This is a genomic window from Leptospira yasudae (assembly GCF_003545925.1).
GTDB classification, from domain to species: Bacteria; Spirochaetota; Leptospiria; order Leptospirales; family Leptospiraceae; genus Leptospira; species Leptospira yasudae.
Window position 1 is genome coordinate 89,180 of record NZ_QHCU01000002.1, and the last position, 22,867, is coordinate 112,046.

The 22,867-nt window shown below is 42.0% G+C and carries 20 protein-coding genes; 11 read left to right on the forward strand and 9 right to left on the reverse strand.

Annotated features, from left to right (window positions below; translation table 11 throughout):
- Window positions 1-179: 179 nt before the first annotated feature.
- Together serS and DLM76_RS05575 are read right to left on the reverse strand one after the other, a co-directional pair.
- Window positions 180-1,433, reverse strand: coding sequence for a serine--tRNA ligase (gene serS, locus DLM76_RS05570; protein WP_118954518.1), 1,254 nt, complete (start codon window positions 1,431-1,433; stop codon window positions 180-182).
- Window positions 1,426-2,235: a TatD family hydrolase gene (locus DLM76_RS05575; protein WP_118954517.1), complete on the reverse strand. Its 810-nt coding sequence runs from the start codon at window positions 2,233-2,235 to the stop codon at window positions 1,426-1,428. The genes serS and DLM76_RS05575 overlap by 8 nt, the downstream gene beginning before the upstream one ends.
- A gap of 119 nt (window positions 2,236-2,354) precedes the next feature.
- Between DLM76_RS05575 and DLM76_RS05580 the strand changes: the two genes are divergently transcribed.
- Genes DLM76_RS05580 through DLM76_RS05590 form a run of 3 tightly spaced genes read left to right on the forward strand, consistent with a single transcriptional unit; the run spans window position 2,355 to window position 4,231 of the window.
- Entirely contained in the window at window positions 2,355-3,374 is a 1,020-nt protein-coding gene (locus tag DLM76_RS05580; RefSeq protein ID WP_118964622.1) for a M23 family metallopeptidase, read from the forward strand.
- Window positions 3,375-3,722: a bactofilin family protein gene (locus DLM76_RS05585; protein ID WP_010573154.1), complete on the forward strand. Its 348-nt coding sequence runs from the start codon at window positions 3,375-3,377 to the stop codon at window positions 3,720-3,722.
- A complete protein-coding gene (locus tag DLM76_RS05590; protein WP_118954515.1) occupies window positions 3,719-4,231 on the forward strand; it encodes a YaaR family protein in 513 nt (170 codons plus the stop codon). The genes DLM76_RS05585 and DLM76_RS05590 overlap by 4 nt, the downstream gene beginning before the upstream one ends.
- Window positions 4,232-4,281: 50 nt before the next feature.
- Here DLM76_RS05590 and DLM76_RS05595 read toward each other — a convergent pair whose 3' ends face one another.
- The 5 genes from DLM76_RS05595 to DLM76_RS05615 all read right to left on the reverse strand — a co-directional run bounded on the left by DLM76_RS05595 (window position 4,282) and on the right by DLM76_RS05615 (window position 9,948).
- The gene (locus DLM76_RS05595; RefSeq protein ID WP_118964623.1) at window positions 4,282-5,304 is read right to left on the reverse strand and encodes a metallophosphoesterase; all 1,023 of its coding nucleotides are present in this window, start codon (window positions 5,302-5,304) and stop codon (window positions 4,282-4,284) included.
- A 198-nt stretch (window positions 5,305-5,502) separates the two neighbouring features.
- Entirely contained in the window at window positions 5,503-6,378 is an 876-nt protein-coding gene (locus DLM76_RS05600; RefSeq protein ID WP_118964624.1) for a ParB/RepB/Spo0J family partition protein, read from the reverse strand.
- 2 nt (window positions 6,379-6,380) lie between these two features.
- Window positions 6,381-7,142 carry a ParA family protein gene (locus DLM76_RS05605; protein ID WP_118954512.1) on the reverse strand — a complete coding sequence of 254 codons (762 nt, stop codon included), beginning with the start codon at window positions 7,140-7,142 and terminating at the stop codon, window positions 6,381-6,383.
- On the reverse strand, window positions 7,120-7,884 hold the full coding sequence (locus tag DLM76_RS05610) for an RsmG family class I SAM-dependent methyltransferase (RefSeq protein ID WP_118964625.1): 765 nt from the start codon (window positions 7,882-7,884) through the stop codon (window positions 7,120-7,122). Before DLM76_RS05610 ends, DLM76_RS05605 begins: the two co-directional genes overlap by 23 nt.
- Window positions 7,885-8,493: 609 nt before the next feature.
- Window positions 8,494-9,948, reverse strand: a complete 1,455-nt coding sequence (locus DLM76_RS05615) for a M20/M25/M40 family metallo-hydrolase (RefSeq protein ID WP_118964626.1) — start codon at window positions 9,946-9,948, stop codon at window positions 8,494-8,496.
- A gap of 154 nt (window positions 9,949-10,102) precedes the next feature.
- Here DLM76_RS05615 and DLM76_RS05620 point away from each other — a divergent pair, with 154 nt between their 5' ends.
- Window positions 10,103-10,831, forward strand: a complete 729-nt coding sequence (locus tag DLM76_RS05620; RefSeq protein WP_118964627.1) for a hypothetical protein — start codon at window positions 10,103-10,105, stop codon at window positions 10,829-10,831.
- Between the two features lie 126 nt (window positions 10,832-10,957).
- Here the strand turns inward: DLM76_RS05620 and DLM76_RS05625 are convergent, their stop codons facing one another.
- Window positions 10,958-11,158 carry a DUF1963 domain-containing protein gene (locus DLM76_RS05625; RefSeq protein WP_118964940.1) on the reverse strand — a complete coding sequence of 67 codons (201 nt, stop codon included), beginning with the start codon at window positions 11,156-11,158 and terminating at the stop codon, window positions 10,958-10,960.
- Between the two features lie 1,143 nt (window positions 11,159-12,301).
- Window positions 12,302-14,209 carry a tRNA uridine-5-carboxymethylaminomethyl(34) synthesis enzyme MnmG gene (gene mnmG, locus DLM76_RS05630; RefSeq protein ID WP_118964628.1) on the reverse strand — a complete coding sequence of 636 codons (1,908 nt, stop codon included), beginning with the start codon at window positions 14,207-14,209 and terminating at the stop codon, window positions 12,302-12,304.
- 141 nt (window positions 14,210-14,350) lie between these two features.
- On the opposite strand from mnmG, the gene DLM76_RS05635 reads away from it, so the two are divergent.
- The 7 genes from DLM76_RS05635 to gyrB all read left to right on the forward strand — a co-directional run bounded on the left by DLM76_RS05635 (window position 14,351) and on the right by gyrB (window position 22,854).
- Window positions 14,351-15,274 (forward strand): branched-chain amino acid transaminase, encoded by a 924-nt coding sequence (locus DLM76_RS05635; protein ID WP_118964629.1) that lies wholly within the window; start codon window positions 14,351-14,353, stop codon window positions 15,272-15,274.
- A 5-nt stretch (window positions 15,275-15,279) separates the two neighbouring features.
- A complete protein-coding gene (locus DLM76_RS05640; RefSeq protein WP_118964630.1) occupies window positions 15,280-16,218 on the forward strand; it encodes a DNA polymerase III delta subunit-related protein in 939 nt (312 codons plus the stop codon).
- A gap of 309 nt (window positions 16,219-16,527) precedes the next feature.
- The gene (dnaA, locus tag DLM76_RS05645; protein ID WP_118964941.1) at window positions 16,528-17,868 is read left to right on the forward strand and encodes a chromosomal replication initiator protein DnaA; all 1,341 of its coding nucleotides are present in this window, start codon (window positions 16,528-16,530) and stop codon (window positions 17,866-17,868) included.
- 310 nt (window positions 17,869-18,178) lie between these two features.
- Window positions 18,179-19,300, forward strand: a complete 1,122-nt coding sequence (gene dnaN / locus DLM76_RS05650) for a DNA polymerase III subunit beta (RefSeq protein WP_118954505.1) — start codon at window positions 18,179-18,181, stop codon at window positions 19,298-19,300.
- A 3-nt stretch (window positions 19,301-19,303) separates the two neighbouring features.
- The gene (gene recF, locus DLM76_RS05655) at window positions 19,304-20,401 is read left to right on the forward strand and encodes a DNA replication/repair protein RecF (protein WP_118954504.1); all 1,098 of its coding nucleotides are present in this window, start codon (window positions 19,304-19,306) and stop codon (window positions 20,399-20,401) included.
- Window positions 20,398-20,862 (forward strand): DciA family protein, encoded by a 465-nt coding sequence (locus DLM76_RS05660; protein ID WP_118954503.1) that lies wholly within the window; start codon window positions 20,398-20,400, stop codon window positions 20,860-20,862. Before recF ends, DLM76_RS05660 begins: the two co-directional genes overlap by 4 nt.
- A gap of 66 nt (window positions 20,863-20,928) precedes the next feature.
- Window positions 20,929-22,854 (forward strand): DNA topoisomerase (ATP-hydrolyzing) subunit B, encoded by a 1,926-nt coding sequence (gene gyrB / locus DLM76_RS05665; protein ID WP_118964631.1) that lies wholly within the window; start codon window positions 20,929-20,931, stop codon window positions 22,852-22,854.
- The last annotated feature ends 13 nt before the right edge of the window (window positions 22,855-22,867 follow it).

Consider the following 22,867-nt stretch of genomic DNA (forward strand, 5'->3'; position numbering starts at 1 on the left):
AAGAATCCCTAAGTTCATTATCCGTTTTTTTCAGAAAAACCTGAGCTGAAAAATTCAGAAAATCGAAACAAAGCTTTCGATTGAGTCGGAAATCGATTTTCATTTCAAAAACGAAACTGAACCGAGTCAGGATACACTCTAAAATACTCCGACTTTCGATCGCAAAGGCGAAGGAAATTTTAGAAATACGGCTTCAAAGCTTCCGGAATTCGAACCGTTCCGTCTTCGTTCTGAAAGTTTTCCAAAATCGCGGCGTACGTCCTTCCGAGCGCAAGACCGGAACCGTTGATCGTATGAACAAGTTGGTTCTTACCGTCTTTGGATTTATAACGGATCTTTCCTCTTCTTGCTTGAAAGTCGCGGAAGTTGGATACGGAAGAAATCTCCATATAACGATTCAAACCGGGCATCCAAACTTCGATGTCATAGGTAATGGAGGAATTCGCGGAAATATCTCCGCTGCAAAGAATGATCACTCTATAAGGAAGTTCTAATTTCTTTAGAATGTTTTCCGCGTGGGACAACATCTTTTTATGTTCTTCTTCCGAATCTTCCGGTTTGCAGAACTTCACAAGTTCGACTTTTTGAAATTGATGCACGCGTACAAGACCGCGCGTATCCTTTCCGTACGAACCGGCTTCTCTTCTGAAGCAGGAAGTGTGGGCCGTCACGGAAATAGGAAGCTGATCCTCGGGGATGATTTCGTCTCGATACAAATTGGTTAGAGGAACTTCCGCCGTCGGAATCAGATTGAGTTCGTCCTTCTCGATTCTATAGAATTCGTCTTTGAATTTCGGATATTGTCCTGTCGCGGTCATCGATTCGTCGTTCACCATCACGGGAACCCAGACTTCCGTATAACCGTGCTCTTTCGTATGAACGTTCAGCATGAAATTCATCAGGGCTCTTTCCAATCTCGCGCCGTCCTTCCAATACGTGTACGCGCGCGCGCCCGAAAGTTTTACGCCTTTTTCAAAGTTGATCCAGTTCAGAGATTCTCCGATTTCAAAATGCGGCTTCGGAGCAAAGGAGAATTTCGGAATCGTGCCGATTTCGTATTGAACTACGTTATCGTGTTCGGATTTTCCTTCGGGAACCTTTGGATCCAGAATATTAGGAAGTCCTAAATTGATATCGGAAAGCGCCTTTTCTTCCTGCTCGAGTTTGGTTTCGATCTCTTTGATTTTTTCGCCGACCAGTTTAACCGAAGCGGAAATTTCCGTAATGTCCCCGCCGGATTGTTTGATCTTACCGACTTCTTTGCTGACCTTGTTTCTCTCTTCTCTCAGATTATCGGCTTCTTTTTGAAACTCTCGTTTTCTTTGAATGATCGACTTGAGTTGATCTATGATTCCGATTTCTTTGAAACCTCTGAGTTCCAAAACCTTTTTGAGGTCTTCCGTGTTTTCCGTGATATAACGCAAATCAAGCATTGTGATGGTACGCCTTACGATTCATAAATTTAATACTGTTTTCAAAAAGTCTACGTTCCACTTCGACATTCGATTCTTGTCTGAGTGAAAACATCTTATCCAAAATAAATTTCATATAAGCGGGTTCGTTTCTTTTTCCGCGGAACGGAGGAGGGGCCAAAAACGGAGCGTCCGTTTCGATCAGCATCGATTCCAAAGGAAGTTTTTGAGCGGCTTCTTGAATTTCCGTCGCGTTCTTGAAGGCAACGATTCCCGAAAAAGAGATATAATATCCGATATCGACTAACGCTTTCGCGGTCGGATAGTCGTACGTAAAACAATGAATCACTCCGAACGCTTTGTCTCGAAAGTTTTTTAAAATCGAAACCGTATCTTCTTTCGCATCTCTGGAATGAATCACAACCGGCAGTTGGGTTTTAGACGAACAATCCAAGAAGGCTTCTAAAATTTCTTCCTGCTGTTTTTTCGTATCCGCAGTATGATAATAATCGAGACCGATTTCACCGATCGCCGAAAGTTTCGGATCGCCTAAGTTCTCATATACGAGTTTGAGAATTTCTTCTTTATTGGGAAACTCATGCGTTTCCGTCGGATGACATCCGATCGAATAACGAATCTCTAACGAATCATTCGAATATTCGTTCGCTATAGATTGAGCGCGTAAAGAACTCTCAAGGTCGATTCCGATTTGGACGATCTTTTTTACACCGGATTCCGAAGCATTTTTTAGAGAATCTGCAATTTGCAGACCTTGGGATTGTATTATATCAAGGTGACAATGTGTATCGGCGATAGAAACCATAGAAATCCGGTTTTAGTGAGTCACTTTTTGTGAATTCGATTGACTGAAAAGAGATTTTTTAGGATCTCTTCAGACAGGTCAAAGCGTTCGGCTCAAAACCAAGTTTCGGGACATAAACCGTGGATATTAAAGCAACTTCCGCACTCATTTACTATAGACTCCGTTACAAGTATCAAGAGTACAAGCTCAAACTGGATCTAAAGCTTTCCGAACTCAATCGAAAAGGAAAAGAAAGGCTGACCGTAATGGTCATCCCTCATTCCGAACAGAAAACGATCAACTTTCACATCTCTTACAGAGCGATTTCCATTTTCATCGGAACGATTTTCATTCTTCTTATCATCAGCTCCATCAACGTTTTAAGTCATAGCGGTTCCGTTCACCAATTGACCGAACTCAATCTTTCCAACAAAGACTTTATCCGCCAATCCGCGAAGATGAAAGAAGAAATCAATTCTCTTCACGAATATGTGGAATATTATTACGGAAGATTGGCGAGACTTTACGTTCGACTCGGCGGTGATCCGGCAAAAGTCTCCAAAGGAATCGGAGGAGCCGAGCACCTTTCCACACAACCGCCTTCCATCATTGAACCGAAATCATCCGCTTCTCCCGCGAACGATCTTCCCGAAGGCGCCGCCGTATTTAGATTGAAAGAAGACGTTCACAATCTTAGAATCAGCAACGAACTCACACAAGATATCATTTCGATTCTTAAAAAGAGAAAGAACATCTTAAAACAAACTCCTTCCATTTGGCCGGTGAAAGGTTATGTTCTTTATCCGTACGGAGCTTACTTCAATCCCATCACGGGGAGAAGAGAATACAACAACGGTGTGGACATCGGTTCTTTTGCAGGATCGGAAGTGCTCGCAACGGCTCCCGGAACCGTATATGAAATCGGTTATACAAGAAACACCGGTTACTTCGTAAAAGTCGCACACAAGTACGGATGGAAAACGATCTATTCGAACATGGACCGCTTGAAAGTAAAACAAGGCCAACAAGTTTCTAAAACAGAAGTGATCGGTTTTGTCGGCAAGACCGAAGCTTCTCCGAACTACATGCTCCACTATGAAATCCACGTTGGAACAAGAGCGATCAATCCGTTTGCTTTCCTCAACCAAATTCAGGACTGAATGGCCACAACAGAAGAACACTTAATCGTAAACAGCATCATCGGCGAAGGCGCCGAGTTCAGCGGTGAGTTCAAACTCTCCGGGCTCTTGAGAATCGACGGAATTTTCCGCGGTTCTATAAAAACCGAAGGAAAAGTCCTAATCGGGAAATCCGGAATCGTCGATACGGATATCAGAGCCCGAATTGTGGTCGCCGGCGGTGAAATCAACGGGAATATTTACGCGAGCGAACGGGTCACTCTACTTGCTTCCTGCAGAATGAAAGGAGATATCGTATCTCCTAGAATCGTGATGGAAGAAGGGGTACAATTCGAAGGCAATTGTAAAATCAACCCAGTTGCACATTGAAAGTATTCATACCGCCTTACCAACCTCCTCGAAAAGAAACAGAAACCAAAAACGCGTCCAAAGCTAAGAAGAACGGAGTTTCTTCTTTAAACGGCGGAAGCGCCGCGACTTCCACCGAAGCGGTCGAAACAGTTTCTTCTTCATTCCTTGATATTCTGGAAGAAATCGTTCCATCCGGCTCGGATACTACAAAGGATCTAAACGCACTTTGGAGAGAACTCCCGGAAATCGAAAAAAGATTTTTGGATCTTCCATCTATTGAAAATTTAGAAGCATATCAAAAACACGTTCAAGCGATCACAAAAGCCGTAGTCGATCAAAACATGCGTGTCGAAACTCTTTCCAGAAGAATGAAAGGCGAGGCGAAGAAGATTTATCACGTTGTTAAAATCATCGATGAAAAGATTCAGATCTTGGCCGAATTGATTATGAATGAAGGAAATTCCGCTTTTAAATTGCTGAAATCGCTAACGGACATCCGCGGACTTTTGTTGGATATTCAAGAGTAGTTAAAATCCGAAACGTTCTTTCGGAAATCGGAATAGAGACTGAATAAACTCTAGAATGGATCTTCCGCGTTTAAATCGAGTTGCCGAGCAAGCCGAAAGACTTTTTCAGGAGTTCTAAGAGAATCCTCCAAGTTTTTTACTGTCAGACGGTTTTTCATTGCTAATATTAAGAAAATAGAATATTCATATTCTTTAGCGGCTTGGATAGCAGAGTCAGGTTCAAATTTCTCCAGAATCTGGAAGGCTTTATATTCAAGAATTTCTTTGATACTGGTATAAATTGCCTCTAACGATTGAAACCAATTCTCCACACCGGAGATAAATCCGCTAACTTCCGCTTGTTTCGAATTTTTGACTTTGGAAATTTCCCTTCGAATCTTTTCGAATTCGTATTTTCTCCAAGGCTTTGATCGTAAAACCGCAACCTGCCATTTCTCCATTTCGAATTTCCAATAATTCTTCGGGGATTTGATCGAAAAGATTTTAAAATCCGGAAGAGTAATCGCTGATAAATATCCTCCAAAACAAGCGCCTGTTTCTATTCCGTATATGTTGTCTCCGTATTTTTGAACGATATCTCCTACAACTCGATGACCAAAGAGAATCGGTTTTTGCGTTTTATATAGATTCGTCCAATCTTCAAGTCCGTATTTATTCGTAAGATACTTTTCACCGGAAGTACTTCCGATTAAGACTTCTTTCCTTTGTTCTTCCAACGCTACGTCCGGTTCCAACGAGGCATGGACGATAATTGCAGAGTCCGTCTCGAAATAACACGGGAGATCCTTTGCCCATTTTAAGAATTCTGAATATCGATCCCCGAACTGTAGTTTGACGATTTCCTGCGAATAGGATAGTACCTGATTCACGTGTTTGTTTTCATGATTACCCATAACCACAACGTGTTGCGGATTTCCTTTGAAAAATTCGTAGACTTTCAGCGAATCAGGACCGCGATCCACGATATCACCGACGGAAATAATTCGATCGTTCTTTGTATAACCAACTTCCTTCAAAAGAAGGATCAATTCTTCGTAACATCCGTGAATATCGCCGATAATGATATCTCTCATGTTATCTTATGTATCCTGAAGAAATGTCGATTCCTCTTAAAATTGGAATCTTACGATCGGATGCTAATACGAAATCACTAGAATCTTTCTTTCTCATTCAATCCATGCGGAGATCCGTCTCAGGTTTAAAATGATTTTATTTGATCTTAATAACCGATCGAAGTAAAGGAACTTGATCGGATTTTGAAAGTCGAGAAACTACAAGCCCAAAGCGTTTAGAATTTTTTCCATCGCTTCCAAATTCGGATACGCAATCGTCATCTTTCCTTTGCCGGAACCTTGATTATGACCGATTTCGATCTTCATAGAATATTTTCTGCGGAATTTATTTTCAAGTTCGACGATGTTTACGTCTTTACGCGGCTTTTTCTTTTCCGGAGTCGAAGAACGTTCTTCCGTGAGATTGGAAACTAAATCTTCGACTTGTCTCGCGGTTAAACCTTTTTCAGCGATTTGATAGGCGAGTTGTTCGATCTTTTTCCGATCGGCCAAAGATAAAAGAGGTCTCGCGTGACCTTCGGAAATTCTTCCGTTCTTAATCAAATCCTGAACGGAATCAGGCAACTGAAGCAAACGAATCAAGTTCGAAATTGTGGAACGATTCTTACCAACGCGAGCGGAAATATCAGTGATCTTTAAATTCAGTTTTTCGGAAAGGGTTTTGTATGCGATCGCTTCTTCGATCGGATTCAAATCCTCTCTCTGAATATTTTCGATGATCGCCATTTCCATGGATTGATTTTCAGAAACGTTCTTAACAACCGCGGGAATCTTAACGAAACCCGCCAGCTTACATGCGCGATAACGGCGTTCGCCGGATATAATTTCGTAACCGGAATCGGATTGTTTAACGACGATCGGTTGAATGACTCCGTGCGCCTTAATCGTTTCCGAAAGTTCACGAAGAGATTCTTCCGAAAATGTTTTCCGAGGTTGGCTCGGATTTGGACGAATCTCGCTGATCCGAATTTCACGGAGCGCTCCCTCCGAAGAGGATTCGATCGGAGTTTTGTTTTCGTTAACAGGGATTAGATTTCCAAGCCCTCGACCGAGGGCTTTGGGTTTAACAGCCATTCTTAATTCTTCCCTGCGACTTCCAGAGCTAAACTTCTGTAACTCTGCGCACCCACTCCTTCCGGATCATAACTCATAATCGTTTGTCCGAAAGACGGGGCTTCGCTTAATTTTACGTTTCTTGGAATGATGGTCGTATAAACCTTATCTTTAAAATAGGATTTAACGTCTTCGGCGACTTGGTTCGCCAGGTTGGTTCTCTTATCGAACATGGTAAGAAGAACTCCTTCCAGTTCCAAAGAAGGATTGAGTTGGTTCTGAACGAGAGAGATGATTTTCATCAACTGAGTCAAACCTTCGAGCGCGAAATATTCCGTTTGAAGCGTGATCATTACGCTGTCCGCCGCGCAAAGAGCGTTGATCGTTAAGATTCCTAAAGATGGCGGACAATCGATCAAAATGTAATCGTATTCCGTGCGAAGTTCGGAGACCGCGTTTTTCAGTCTGTATTCTCTTTGATCCTCGGCAAGGAGATCGGCCTCAGCCCCGCTCAAGTTGATGTTGGAAGGAATGATATGAAGATTATTTACGTTCGTTCTTTGAATACATTCGTTGGCGGAAGATTCGCCTAACAGCAACTCATACGATGTTTTACCGAGAGTGTTGATTTCGATTCCTAAACCAGAACCGGAATTTCCCTGTGGATCCATATCGATGATCAGAACCTTCTTTCCGATCGAAGCAAGATTGGCCGCGAGATTGATAGAGGTTGTCGTTTTTCCGACACCGCCCTTTTGATTGCTAATCGATACGATCTTTCCCATTTCCGCCCTTACTCTCCTTGCTGATATCCTTCCAAGCTCTTGGATAACCATGCCTCGGGCTAGAAACCTTTTTCAAGAATTTAATATGTCGCATGCCTAAAAAGTCAAGAGAAGGCAGTTCTTCTGAAAATTCTAAACGGAAACCGGAGTAAGAAAGAACCTTCTCTTCTAACTTTGCATCAATATCATGTTTTCCTAAAAATGGGACATAAGTCCCCCCGACTTTGATTAGATTACAAACGGCTTCAACGCTATAGGGATAAGGAATAAATCCCCGTGATACGACATAATTCAGAGAAAGTTTTGATTCTTCTGCGCGTATAAATTGAAATTTCACATCGGTAATCTGATTAGAACGAACAAAAGTTTCCGTATGCGAAAGTTTTCTTTTTTGAGAATCGATTAATACGACAACAGGATGATCCTTCAGACAGCGAAAGAAAAATCCCGGAATCCCCGGTCCGGTTCCTGCGTCTCCGAGTTGAATTCCCTTCCAAGAGCCGACTTTTCTCGTAATCGCAAAGACGTGATAGACGGATTCCAACACGTGACGATCCAGAATTTCTTCCGAATCTCTTTTTGAAAAAAATCCGCCTGCTTCGTTTTTTTCTCTTAAAAACAAAGCATACTTTAAAACCAACTTCCAATCGAATAAATAAATTATTTCTACCGCTTCTTTCGGAAATCTTTCTTTCAATCTTTCCTGAATCGATTCGATGGAGAACTGCTCGGGATCTTGCATGAAACAAGTTTAGAATTTCGATTCGTAGTGTCTCACCGAATTTAAATCGGTTCGAGCTTGAAACGGTTAACCGTCAAAAAAAGGATCACACGCTCAAAGTCGGTGTGATAAGAAAAGGTAATCAAAGCCAAATATTGAAACGGGAGGAAACAATTTAGCTTGTAGGAACTCGTAAGAACTCATTCATCAGATCGATAAAAATTTTGGAAAAGTCGTTCACATTCGATGCGACGTAATTTGTAGGATCTCATACAAGATTTGATGTGCGAAAATGATCCACACGATCTCAAGAGAAATAATCTGTAGGAGCTCACACAATCTTGAATCGCGAAAAGTTTGAATCCGAATTCAACGGAGAATCGTTTGTGGGAACTCCTACAAAACGAAATGTTATTCTTGTATTCTGAGAATCTCAAAAATTGTAAGCGTCCCATCCGATTGAAATTTCAAAACGAACGATGGAGCGAAAATATTTCTTAAACAACGATCGCAAACAAAGAACGACAGTTTCTAAAGTTTAGAAAGGAATTTGGAGGACTTCTTTCGGAAATGAGATACAGAAGGAAGTTCAGAGTAGAACCGTAAACTCTCACTCTGAACTTTATTAGATCAATCGGTAGCGTTATTGAACTCGATCACTGATTTATGAAGAATTTCAATTCCCGTTTTGAGGTGTTCGATCGTTGTACTTTCATTCTTACCGTGAATTCCATCGATCTCTTCCGAAGTCATCAACGCGGGAATCAAACCGTAACACTTGAAGCCCGCAACGCGCAAGTAAGAAGAGTCTGTTGTTCCAGGCGACAAGAACGGAGTGATCACCGCACCCGGCACGACTTGTTGAACGACACCCGATAAGATCTTAAAGTATTTCGAATCAACAGGCGATGTAGTTCCGGGTTCGAGATGTCTCGCCGTTACTTTCACTCTGTATTTTTCACCGAGCTTCTTTACCTTTTCGTAAATTTCATTCTCATTGAAGCCGGGAAGAATGCGGATATCGATCGTCCCGTTCGCTTTCGAAGTAATGACATTGATACCGGCAGGATGCGTATCGACCCCTGTGATACTCACCGAGTTGCTCGTCATCGCTCTTAAATGTTTATTCGAACGGATAACTCCGTTTAAGATCGTTCCCAGCAACGGGTTCCGGGAACGCTTCAAAACGAAAGAATTCGGAAAGGGACTTACTTCTCCCATTTGATAAAAGAAAGAAGCGGTTTCATCTTTGATGATAACTACTTCGTTCATCTTCTTTAGCTCGGTAAGAAAATCGATCAAACTCAATGCAGCATATTGAATCGGTGGAGTGCTACCGTGACCGGAAATATCTTCCGATTCCAAGTCCAACCATACCGCTCCCTTTTCCGCGTGTTGGATGTTGAAAATCTTACTTCCTTTGATAACGACATCTTTCGTACCGACTCCGCCTTCGTTGTGAACAAACTCATATCCATTGAAGATGTCTCTATGTTTTGCGATTAAGAATCTCATCCCGAACTCGGAACGACTTTCTTCATCCGAAACCGCGAGATACATAAGATTCTTTTTGAGTTTGATTCCGGAATCGTGGATTAGAAAGAACGCATAGAGTTCCATGATACCAAGACCCTTGACGTCCACTGCGCCTCGGCCATAAATACGATCTCCTTTTCTAATTCCTGAAAAAGGATGTTCCACCCACTCGGCAGGATCGGCTTCCACGACGTCGATATGACTTGTAAGAATCAGACCGCCTTGCGGATCACTTCCTTTTATCTCTGCCATGATGCTCGCACGCTCGGGTTTACCCGGAACTTCAAAGATCGTAGTTTTGATCCCGCGTTTATCGAAGAGACCTTTCAAAAACAAGGCCGCTTGCTTTTCGTTTCCGCGAACAGTTTTGATTCTTAGATAAGCCTGTAAATCTTTCGAAGCTTCTTCAGCGAGTTTCCCATAATCTCGCTCTTCGAATTTCGACTTCGGCGTTAAGGATTGGATTCCTTTTTCTGTAATAAAGATCGTATAAAGTAAAAACAGTGCGGCGGCTCCTAAAAAGCCGAGTGCGATCTTCTTCCAATTCATTTGTAATTCTCCTCGGTGCGGAAGAAAATAACGTGTCCCGATTTCCTTTCAAGGCATTTACACGAAAGAATCGGATGCTTTTCCTCCCTCGTTTCCGATTTGCCGGTTAATCTTTTTGATTGTTTTCCGATGATTGTAGGGTAGAGGTTATAGTATGATTCGAGTTTTATTCTCCCTTTTACTTTTTCCGGGAATGATCTTCGCGGTTACTCCAGGCAAATGGTCTCATATCGATCAGTATGTTTTTGGAAACAATGTGAACGGTCCCGTTAAAGAAATCGTAAAGAACGCGAGCGGCAAAGTCGTCTATACCGCGACTTATGAATACGACGCTTCCGGAAAATTGATTAAAGAGACTTACTTAAATGCGGAAGGAAAAGCGGACGGCTCGACCGTATTTCAATACAAGGACGGAAAAGTTGTTCGGGAAGAACTCTTTGATAAGGAGAATCTTCTTCTGGAGACGAAGACCTTTCGTTACAATCCGAAAGGCCAGATCGATCTCGTGGAAGTTTTCGATAAAGAGAACAAGCTGCTTTTAAAATCCAATATCATTTCTTGGGATAAGAACTTCGCAAAGTCCGGACAAACCAACTGGCCCGACTCGAAAGAAATCGAAACGTTTACTCTGATCCAAGACGCAAAGAATCCGAAAGCTCTAATTCAGAACATCTACAACGAAGAAAAAAAACAAATTGCTTCGACCAAGTTTGAATACGATGAGAAGGGGAAACTGCTGACGCGGACCAACGTTCAGGGCGAGCAAGAAAGAAAGAATCAAATGAACTACGATTCGAACAGCCAGCTCCAGAGTTTCACGTTTCACGTGAAACAGAACAACAAGTGGGAACTTCAAAAGACGCACGAGTTGATTTACAAGTAATCTCTACCTTTTAGCTGGTTTAAATTAAAAGACAGCTTACACGGAACGGGACCTGTAATTCCTAATTTCATATCCTCACGTTCCGCAAGACGTCTTAAGATATGAGAATAAAAAATCGTAAGATTGTTAGAGGCTCCCGCTCGACGATGAATGCTGACTGATTACGAAAACAGTATCAAAATCCTTAAGATTGATCTGGCATCCGAAAGGAATGTCTTCACCCGTATTATTTTGCGGGAATAAAGCTCCATGAGGAAGGTCGGGATTACCGCCGAATTTAGATTTTCCTAAATCAACTTTTGACGCGGCGGAAGTGAGAATTTTTATTGCGGCTTCGTTAGAAAGGCTCTTTCTATTTTAGTAACTCCTAAATACAAACCCTCCGATCAAACACAGCGAACGCAGATCTTCGACATTACTAAACGTAGATGAAGAATTCGATCCTTGCAATCGAGTGTATAGAAATCCTACAGGACCTCTCGAAATATAAATGGAATTTCTCGATTTTCATTCGTTCTTCACTTTCGTTTTGAATGTATCTGCGAATAAAGCTACTATCATCATCGATTGAACTTTCTTTAATTTAAATAGGAAGCGTCTCCGCTGAGAACCTCGGAAATTTCCCAATTCCAAAAGAAGACTCGGGGTTGATCTGATTTTTCAAAAAGCGTTTCATGTGAAACGCGGTGTTCAGGGTCGGAACTCCGAGGGAAAATATAAAATCAAAAGGTCGCGTTCCGCTTCGAGATGGATGAGCTCAAATCACTTTAAGGACGACCAAGACTCGCGACTTGAATTTGTCATTCTCGATTCTTTTTTCTTCGAAACTCCATAAGATTTTGCTTGAACGGTTCAGAGAAATTGGATCAAACAACATCGACCTGAAATACGACGATGTCGTCGTATTGTTTTAGCTAAGATTGTAGCTTTAGGTTTCAAGAAGAAAGTCTCGAAACTCAGAGGAGCGCAAGAAAAACGGAAGACTATAACGCGGTTACACATCTCAACGATATACAATCGTTTCCCTCACTTCTAAGTTTTGAAGATACTAGAATTCCTAAACTTCAAAGAAAACGAATCGATCTCACAAATGTGTTTTTGAATCAGACTTGTAGAATTTCGATCACGCTCGGACGAATTCACTCATGTTTTCATGAGAATTTGAAACCACATTCGTCGTAAGTTCAAGCGGTGCTTATCAGAGCAGCGCGAAAAAGTTCTGATACTCGCACTGAAATACCCAAAGAGACTTTATCAAGACATAGCCAGAAAAGAAAAAGCCCGGTGTGTATCCGGGCTTTCGAAAAACGTTTCACATGAAACGCGACTCAGATCCGAGTTTTGGTCGGAACTCTAATCAGGTTGTTGGAATCCTTGTCGGTGTTCCAACCGCGACACAGTTACTTGCAGGAAAAATCTCAAACTCCAGCAATCATTGTTCCTGCATTCTCGATCGCGAACGAACAAAAATTAAGACGCTTCCGCCTCTTGTTTTCTTTTTCCTTTGATATGATACAACAGCAGATCGACATCGCTCGGATCCACACCGGAAATTTGAGAAGCCTTTTCCAAAGTCATAGGCTTATGAGTTTTCAGTTTCTGAATCGCCTCTTTCTTGAGTCCGGCAATCGATTCGTAGTTTATATCTTCCGGAATCGCAAGATCCAAATATTTATTCTTCCATTGAATCGTTTCAAGTTCTCGTTTGATATAACCTTCGTATTTGATTTCCATCTCGAGAATATTCTTCTCCGATTCCGACCAAGAGTTTACCTCAGGAAGCATAAACTCCACGTCTTCGATCTTAATCTCGGGACGCTTCAAAAAAGAATCCAACTTCATACCGAACTTGTAGTTCGTGATCCCCTTTTGATCTAAAAGATTTTGAAATTCGTCCGAAGGTTTGAGCGGAATCTGATAAATCTTTTCTCGAACCGAGTTTACTCTTTCGTAACGGTCCTTCATCCGATCATAACTTTCCTGATCGACAAGACCAAGTTCGTATCCGTATTTCATCAATCTCTGATCGGCGTTGTCTTGTCTGAGAAGAAGTCTGTGTTCCGCACGGGAAGTAAACATTCTATACGGATCTTCAACGCCCTTGTGAACTAAGTCATCTATCAACACGCCGATATACGATTCGCTTCTCTTGAACAACAAAGGATCTAAATTCTTCAGAGAATGAAGAACACTATAAGCTGCGACCAGACCTTGAGCCGCCGCCTCTTCATAGCCTGTGGTTCCGTTGATTTGCCCTGCGTGATAAAGTCCTTTGACCTTTTTCGATTCAAGTGTGGGTTTGAGTTCGGTCGGATCGACGTAGTCATACTCGATCGCATAACCGGGTCTTACGATTTCCGCATTCTCCAAGCCTTTGAGAGAACGCACTAACTTCCATTGAACTTCTTCCGGAAGACTTGTGGAAACTCCGTTGAGATAGATCTCGGTTGTTTCATATCCTTCGGGTTCGAGAAAGACTTGGTGCCGCTCACGATCCGCGAATCGAACCACCTTGTCTTCGATCGAAGGACAATAACGAGGTCCGGTGCTTTGAATTTGTCCCGAATACATCGGAGATAAACTTAAATTCTCATGAATGAGTTTATGAGTTTCGGCGTTCGTGTAAGTGATATAGCATGGAATTTGTCTGCGAGTGATCTTCTCCGTTGAAAAAGAGAAGGGGGAAGGATTTGGATCGCCGTCTTGAATCGCAAGCACACTCAAGTCGACCGAGTTCTTATGAATGCGCGGCGGCGTTCCTGTTTTCAATCTTCCCAATTTCAAATTGTATTTTGCCAAAGACTTGGAAAGCCCTTTGACGGTCGGCTCGCACATTCTTCCGTTTTCATTTTGATACGTTCCGATATGAACGAGGGAAGATAAGAATGTTCCTGTGGTTAAGATAACGTGGTTCGTATAAATTTCAAAACCGCGGCCTGTCTTTACTCCGACTACTTGATCGTTTTCGATGAGAAGTTCTTCGACCGTATCTTGACGCATCGAAAGATTCTTTTCCGCTTCAAGAGTATGTTTTACTTTCAGTTGATATTCTTTCTTCTCCGCTTGAGCGCGCGGCGCCCAAACGCTCGGGCCTTTGGAAGTGTTGAGCATCTTAAATTGAATTCCGGTGTTATCGATCACCTTGCCCATGATGCCGCCGAGTGCGTCGACCTCTCTCACCATATGTCCCTTAGCGATACCGCCGATCGCGGGGTTGCAGGACATCTGACCGATCGTATCCAAGTTCATCGTAATCAAAAGAGTTTTCGCACCACCTTTCGAAGCGATGTAAGCGGCTTCCGAACCCGCATGACCCGCGCCGACAACGACGCAATCAAAACGATTCGGGAAAAAAGATTGGTTCTTGGATTCGATCATCGAGATTTAACTTCCTGAAAATAAATTACTAATTTTAGAATGGGATGTTTCGCAACGTTCGGGCTTCGATCGTAAGATGAATCGACAGGAGACCCGATACATTGATTCATGGAATTATATCACTTATCAGGTTCCTGTTCTATGGCAGAATCCATCAAGAAACTATCCTATTTCGAAGGAAAAATCCTTCCTGAATCAGAAGCGAAGATCAGCATTCAAACACACGCGCTTCAATACGGAACCACCGTCTTCGGTGGACTACGCGGTTACTACGATAAAGACACCGATAACATCTATCTCTTTCGTATCTTAGACCATTATCAAAGACTGATTAACTCGACTCGGATCATGCAGTTGAAGTTGGATAAGACAAAAGAAGAATTGAGAGACATAACCCTCGACTTGATTCGTCAATGCGGTTACAAAGAGAACATCTATCTTCGTCCTTTCGTTTATACATCAGCGCTGCAACTTTCACCTCGCTTTCACGACGTTCCCACCGAACTTGCAATCTATATTCTTCAGTTGAACGACTACTTGGATACGAAGCGCGGATTGAAAACGATGGTTTCCAGCTGGAGAAGATTCGACGATGCCGTAATTCCAACCTTGTCCAAAGTCTCCGGAGGCTACGTGAACTCGGCTCTTGCAAAATCCGAAGCGGTTCAAAACGGATTCGATGAAGCGATCTTCTTGGACGCGAGAGGATTTGTAAGCGAAGGGTCCGCCGAAAACATCTTCTTAGTACGAGACGGAAAGATCATCACACCGGGAATCAATTCTTCCCTCCTTGAAGGAATCACAAGAAGAAGCGTTCTTCAGATCGCAAGAGACAACGGAATCGAAGTGATCGAAAGAGACATATCCAGAAGCGAACTTTATATCGCCGATGAAGTTTTCTTTTCGGGAACAGGAGTTCAAATCGCATGGGTTTCCGAAATCGATCATAGAAAAGTCGGCAACTCGGAGATAGGACCGATTACGAAAAAAATTCAAAGCCTCTTCTTCAATCTCGTAATCAATAAAGAAGAAAAATACAGACACTGGTTAACTCCGGTTTATTAAGAAGAATGTCATCCTCCGCGTTTCAGCTCGACGAGATCTTAGGACAAGAAGTCGCAATGACTTTTTTAAAAAGATACGTGTCGAAACCGGAGACCATCCCGCCTCTGTTGATCTTTCATGGACCCGATGGAACCGGAAAAGAATCGGCCTCGGAACGTTTCATTAAGAATGTATTATGTTTTGAAGGAACTTCTTGTGGAGTCTGCGCTTCGTGCAAAGCGTTCATGCACAACTCACATCCGGATTACATTCGTTTTCCCGAAGATAGCGGAAAGATCATACCGATCGGAAGCGAAGACAATCCGGAAGAATTTACGATTCGATGGCTGATTCGTTCCCGCTTAAACTACCGTCCTCATCTTTCCCGATTTCGTTTTATCGTTTTTCCCGACGCGTCGTTGATCGGTAACGAAGCCGAAACTGCCTTGCTCAAATCTTTGGAAGAAGCTCCTCCGTTTTCCAGATTCATCTTTATCGTAAACAACATCGACAAACTGAAAGAGACCATTGTCAGTCGAGCGATCTGTGTTCCGTTCCAATATTTGAACCAAAGTGATTTAAAAAAAATTCAGGCGAACATAGGATCAACCGCGCATCCGTTTCAAGGAGGAAGTTTAGTTTCTTCCGAATGTCCAACCGAAGTAATCGAACTCGTTCAGGAAAAAATCAAAGATCGATTGGAAACGCAGCTGGATCTTTTAAAACTAGAGTCGTGGATTCTTTCCTACAAGGATGAACATCCCGAATGGAAGGACAATTTTTCTTACAAGGAATTCTTAGAACTCGTAAGCCTTGTGTTGATCTACGAATATACGCGAACCGGTTACGAAAATAATCTCCCGAAGATCGAAGCGATCTTCGAATTTAAGGGAGAACTTCACAAAAGAATCACCGGAATCGATACGATCGCTCTCTCAAGACTCTTTTTTCGCCTTTCTCTCTAAAGTATATTCTATTTATTGAATATATTTTTGCGTAAAAATACGTTAACATGCGTTAGTCGGAACGGAGGAGACGGACACTTTACCCGTTGGTGACATAATTTATTATCCCTAACATAAACATCTCCTTTTTTTGGGGAGAGATTGCGATTCCGGAATTTTCATTTGAGTACAAGGCTTCTTCCAAAAATACTGTATTCTCATTCGTTGGTCTGCGGAACTCCGTAGACAAAGTGAAAAATCGTTTTATTCCATCGAAACGGAAAAGTTTTTTCGATTCGAATTCTTACATTCACTCTTTGAGTGCGTTTTTTGTTTTTATTATTTTCGGAGGAAGCGTTGAACCTGGTTTGGAACAAAATTTTGGAGGAAGTATCTAAGAAAATATCTCCTCAATACTATGAACGGTTCATCGATACTCTTAAATTAGAGACGCTTAACTCGGAAAAATGTACGATCATAGCTCCTTCTGCGACGATCAAAACTCACGTCGAAAGAAAATATCAAAACATTATCGAAAACGCCATCTTGGAAGCCTGCGGTGATAAGATTCCGGTAGAGATTTTGATCGAAACAAAGGCGGCTTCTCCGCTTCAAACGATTCTGGAAAAATCTTTCGATCAAAAAGATTTTCAATTCAATCCGGATTATACTTTCGAAACGTTTATCGTAGGCGACTGCAATCGTCTTGCTTATACGGCCGCGAAAGAATGCGTTCGTAAACCCGCTGAAATCAATCCGCTGTATTTATTCGGAAGCGTCGGCGTTGGAAAGACGCATTTGCTCCACGCGATCGGATCCGAACTCGTTAAAAAAGATCCTTGGAAGACCGTTTGTTACGTGGATATATCTTCATTTATGAACGAGTTTCGTTTTGCTCTTCAATCGAGAGAATTGATCGAAAGTTTTAAGATGAAATACCAGTCTTACAACTGTCTTCTCGTGGATGACATTCAACTTCTTTCCACAAATGCGGAAAAAACACAGGATGAATTCTTCGCTTTGTTTAATTTTCTTTTTGAAAGAAAAAGACAGATCGTAATCGCTTCCGACCGCCCTAGTTCCGAGCTTGCGATCCATGAACGATTGAAATCACGATTCGTAACCGGAGTTCAAGCAGACATTCAATATCCCGATCGCGAGATTCGCAAAGGAATCGTGACTCACCATTCTAAGATTATGGATCTCGGTCTAAGCGAAGATATTCTCGATTTTTTATCGGATCAAATCGAGGAAGATACGAGACTTCTTCTCGGGGCTCTCAACGATATTTATCTTTATAAAAAATCCTATTCTCTTCTTTTCCTTAACTTGGATAAGGTTAAGGAAATCGTAAAAAACCGTTTGTATCGGAAGAAGAACGTGGAGTTTTCCCACGATCGAATCATCGAATCGGTTGCGAAGGAATTCAATTTGAATGCCGCTGAAATTATGGGGAAAAGTAGAAAGAAGGAACTCATCGTTCCGCGTCATATTTGCTTTTATCTGTTGCACAGCATCTTCAAGGTAAACAAATCACAGGTCGGAAGATTGTTCCAAACACAACATACGACCGTGATTCATGGTGTCCGCAAAGCCGAGGAACTTCTTTCCAACAATAAGGAAATGCGGTTCTTAGTGGAGCGCATCAGTTCCAAATATAAACTTCAATAAGACCGAATTCTTTTCACGAGTTATTGTCGGTTTTATCTACTGTAAATAAACTGTTCATAAACCATCAAAGAATGGAAGAAAAAGATCAATAAATCTGTAAATAAGACATAATGCAAAATTACTGTCGCTTCAGAGTTGAAAATTGACTAAGAATTATGTCGGAAAAGAAAATTCTCTTTTCAAAAAAAATGAGACATATTTCCGTATTCTTTAGGAATAGAAATTTATGTACATATTTACAGGTACTACTCCTACTACTGTACAATAATAAGAAATCTATTTAATTAAGAAAGAATCTAGGAGAGACAAATTGAAAATCAAAGTCAATACATCGGAATTCTTAAAAGCGATTCACGCAGTGGAAGGTGTAATCTCCGCGAGAGAAATAAAATCTGTATTATCAAATCTTAAAATAGAAGCCGAAGGTAAGGAAGTATTTCTTTCCGCAACCGATCTTGAAATTTCCATTAAGACATCCGTGCCCGCTGAAGTGATGCAAGCGGGAAGTATTTCGCTGCCTGCAAAACAGCTTTCCAGTTTTTTCAAAACGATTCACTTTGAAGAAACCACTTTATCTTTGGAAGAATCCGACGGTGACTCTTCGATCGCTTATATCACGGACGCGTCCGGTAAGAACGATTATAAATCCAAAATCAGCGGAATGGATGCGGAAGAAATTAAAACGATTTCGAAAGTGAATCCCTCCCAAGTGTCTTCTTTTCCGAGTACATTGATAAACGACATGATCCGTAAAACTTCTTATGCGATCGCGCATGAAGATCAAAGATTTATCTTTAACGGTCTCTATATGATTCCCGACGGAAATAAACTGATCTTCGTTGGAACGGACGGAAGAAGACTTTGTAAGATCGAACGAAATCTTCCTTCTCCTTTGCAGTTCAAGGATTCTATCATCGTTCCCGCAAAGGCGATCCGCGAAATTTCCAAAATGATCGCGACTTCCGAAACGGGTAACATCGGTTTGATCGACAGTCAAATTTACGCTTCGGCGAATAACATAGAATTGTTGTGTAAGTTGATCGAAGGAAACTTTCCGAATTACGAACAAGTTATTCCTAAAAGTACGAAATTCTCCACAAGCATCAACAAAGAAGAATTTCAAGTTTCTCTCAGACAAGTTTTAACAGCTGCGGAAGAACCTTCTCGTCAAGTAAGACTGACATTCGGCAAAAACAATTTGAACTTGTTCGCGCAAACACTCGGCGCTTCGGAAGCGAGCATCAATAAACCGATCGAATATTCCGGCGACGAAGTTACGATCGCATTCAAAGGCGAATACCTCATGGATATTTTCAGATCGATCGACGACAACGAGGTTAAGATCGAATTCTCCGATTCAAGTTCTCCCGTGATTTTCAAAGATCCGTCCGATCCTGAATTCATTTCGGTCATTATGCCGATGAAGTTGTAAGGAATGTTTCTAAAACATCTCACACTTCAAAATTTTAGAAGTCACGAAGAACTGAGCCTGGATTTCGATTCCAGGCTTATTTTTTTTGTGGGCGATAACGGAGAAGGAAAAACGAATCTTCTCGAAGCCATTTGCATGTTGTCGTGGTTGAAAAGTTTTCGAGAATCCGAAGATTCCAATCTGATTCGATGGGGTTCTGAAAATTATTTTCTTAGAGGAAGAATCAAAGAAAATCAAAAGGAATCCGTTTTAGAAATCGGATTCACCGCGAAACCGAGCGTTAAACGGAAATTAAAATTCAATCAGGAAGAAGTCAAAAAAAGAACGGATCTAATCGGTAAGTTTATCACCGTTTTGTTGACTCCAATGGATTTGAAAATCATAGAAGGCGGTCCGGCTGAAAGAAGAAAATTCATCGACGCTTTTATTTCCTCATTCGATCCGTATTATCTCGACTCTCTCTTGGAATATAATAAAATCTTAAAACACAGAAACGCTCTTTTAAAAACGGGAAGTTCCGATGCTTCTCACCTTTCGATTTGGGATAAAAAGCTGATCGAAAAAGGCGTTTTGATTTTGAACAAACGGAAAGAAATCGTATCGGAATTGAATTCGTATTATCAGTCGAATTTGGATAAACTCAGCGGTGGGCGGGACGGTTTGGAACTTACATATAAACCGAACGTGCAAGACGAAGCCGAATTCTCCGAAAAGATCGGACGGAATTTAGGAAGAGATCTTCGATTGGGTTATACCTCCGTAGGAATTCACAGGGACGATCTTTTTATAGGAGCCGCGGATCGCGACATCACCGAGTTCGGTTCTCAAGGTCAAAAAAGGAGCACGGTAATTGCTTTAAAAGCGGCGACGTTCAATTATTATAAGAATGTTCTGAACACGACTCCGGTTTTACTCATCGACGACGTAATTCGCGAACTCGACGTAAAACGAAGGGAATATTTCGTGGATCTCGTGATCAACGCAGGCCAAGCGTTTTTTACGACCACGGATTTGGAAGGAATTCAAGATTATGTCGGTAAACTTGAAGATCAAAAGCAGATCTTTATGATCCGTCAAGGAACGGTTCAACCCATAGAATGAAAGACGACCTCATTTCATCCAAAAAAATCGAAACGTCGGAATTCCGTTCCATCTTAAATCAGATGGGAATCACCGAAGAGAATCTTCAGGAAAAAATTTCGCTTCATACGCTTCGCAATCGCTGGAAGGAAATCGTAGGTCCGGTCTTTGCTTCTCACTCCGAAGTCAATTCGATCCAATTCGGTAAGTTGAGAATTCTCGTTTCCCATAACGCTTATAAACAAGAATTACTTTTTTTACAAAACCGCATCTTAAGAGAGTCGGCGAGATTCCTGGGTAAAGGAACGGTTCGTTCGATTGAAATTTCCATCGGTAAACTGAGCGCTTCTTATCCTTCTTCTTCCGTGGAAACCAAGGAAAAAAAAGGCTTAGAAGGCAAAGAAGATTTAATCGCCATTCTTGAAAAAGAAACCGATCCGGAAGTTAAAAAACGCTACTTAGAGATTCTTCAATATCTTTGATAACTCGATGAATTTCCTTGCCTCCGTATGGATTTCAGGAAAACTATTCCTGAGGTCCGAAAAATAATGAGCCAAGAAGAAGCAAGCTACAGCGCCGGTCAGATCAAAATTTTAGAAGGTCTAGAAGCTGTTAGAAAGCGTCCGGGGATGTATATCGGAACCCAGGACGAAACCGGACTTCACAAAATGGTCTACGAGGTAGTCGACAACTCCGTCGACGAAGCGATGGCCGGACATTGTACCGAAATTAGAATCAGCATTTTACCGGATAACATCATCGAGGTTAAGGATAACGGTCGAGGAATTCCCGTCGACATTCACCCCGATAAAAAAATTTCAACGATCGAAGTCGTTATGACCATCCTTCACGCGGGTGGTAAGTTTGAAAACGACGCTTATAAAGTTTCCGGCGGTTTGCACGGGGTAGGGGTTTCCGTCGTAAACGCGCTTTCCGAATATCTGGAAGTCGAAGTTCACCAGAAAGGAAAATTTTATACTCAGAAATACGAGAAGGGGATTCCGGTTTCTCCCGTGGAAGCAAAAGGAGAATCTTCGGAAAGAGGGACCATCGTTCGTTTTAAGCCGGACTCTTCCATTTTTACCACGGTAGATTTTCAGTTCGACGTTCTTTCCGCGCGGTTTAGAGAATTAGCTTTTTTGAATAAAGGATTGATTCTGATCGTCGAAGACCGCAGACGCGGTTCCGAAGGGGAGAATCTTTTACGGAACGAATTTCAGTTTTCCGGCGGGATCGTTTCTTTCGTGGAGCATATCAACGAAAACAAACATCCGATGCACAAAGTGATTCACTTTGAACGGAACAAAGACGATGTTTTGGCCGAAATCTCGATTCAATATTCCGAAACTTATACGGAAAACATTTTCTGTTTTACCAATAACATCAACAACAACTTAGGCGGAACCCACTTAGAAGGATTTCGTGCGGCTCTCACGAGAACGTTGAACGACTTCTTAAAAAAAGACACGGTTCTTTCCAAAAAACATCCAACCGGACTTTCCGGCGAAGACGTAAAAGAAGGATTAACCGCCGTTATCTCGATTAAAATTCCTCAGCCTCAGTTCAATTCTCAGACAAAAGAGAAGCTGGTAAACGCGGAGATCAAAGGGATCATGCAAACCTTGAGTTCGGAAGGTTTAACTTTGTTCTTTGAGGAAAATCCGAACATCACGAAAAAGATATTAGAAAAATGTATTCTTTCCGCAAAGGCAAGAGAAGCCGCTCGTAAAGCGAGAGACTTAACCCGAAGAAAAACGGTTCTCGAAGGAGGAGGTCTTCCCGGTAAACTTGCGGACTGTTCCGAAAAAGATCCCGCCCTTTCGGAGATCTATCTGGTCGAGGGTGATTCCGCAGGCGGTTCCGCTAAACAAGGAAGAGATCGAAACACACAGGCGATTCTTCCGCTCAAAGGAAAAATTCTCAACGTAGAAAAAGCGAGATTGGATAAGATTCTTTCCAGCGAAGAAATTCGCGTCTTAGTTTCCGCATTGGGAACGGGAATCGGCGAGGACGAATTCAACATAGATAAAATCCGTTATCATAAAATCATGATTATGACCGACGCGGATATCGACGGTTCACACATTCGCACGCTTCTACTTACATTCTTTTTTCGTTATATGCGGCCTGTGATCGAAAAAGGGTATCTCTATGTCGCGCAGCCGCCTTTGTATCTGATCAAACACGGTAAGAATTCGACTTACGTTTACTCGGATAAAGAAAAAGAGGAATTATTAAAAACGGTCGGAACGGAAAAAGTAGTCATTCAACGATACAAAGGTCTCGGTGAGATGAACCCGGAACAACTCTGGGAAACTACGATGGATCCTTCCAATCGGGTCGTACTAAAAGTGAAGTTGGACGATTTCGTGGAAGCGGAAGAAACGTTCAACATTCTGATGGGCGACGAAGTTCAACCGAGAAAGCAGTTCATCGAAGTCAATGCGGCTAAAGTCGCAAACTTGGATCTTTGATCCGAAGGGAATT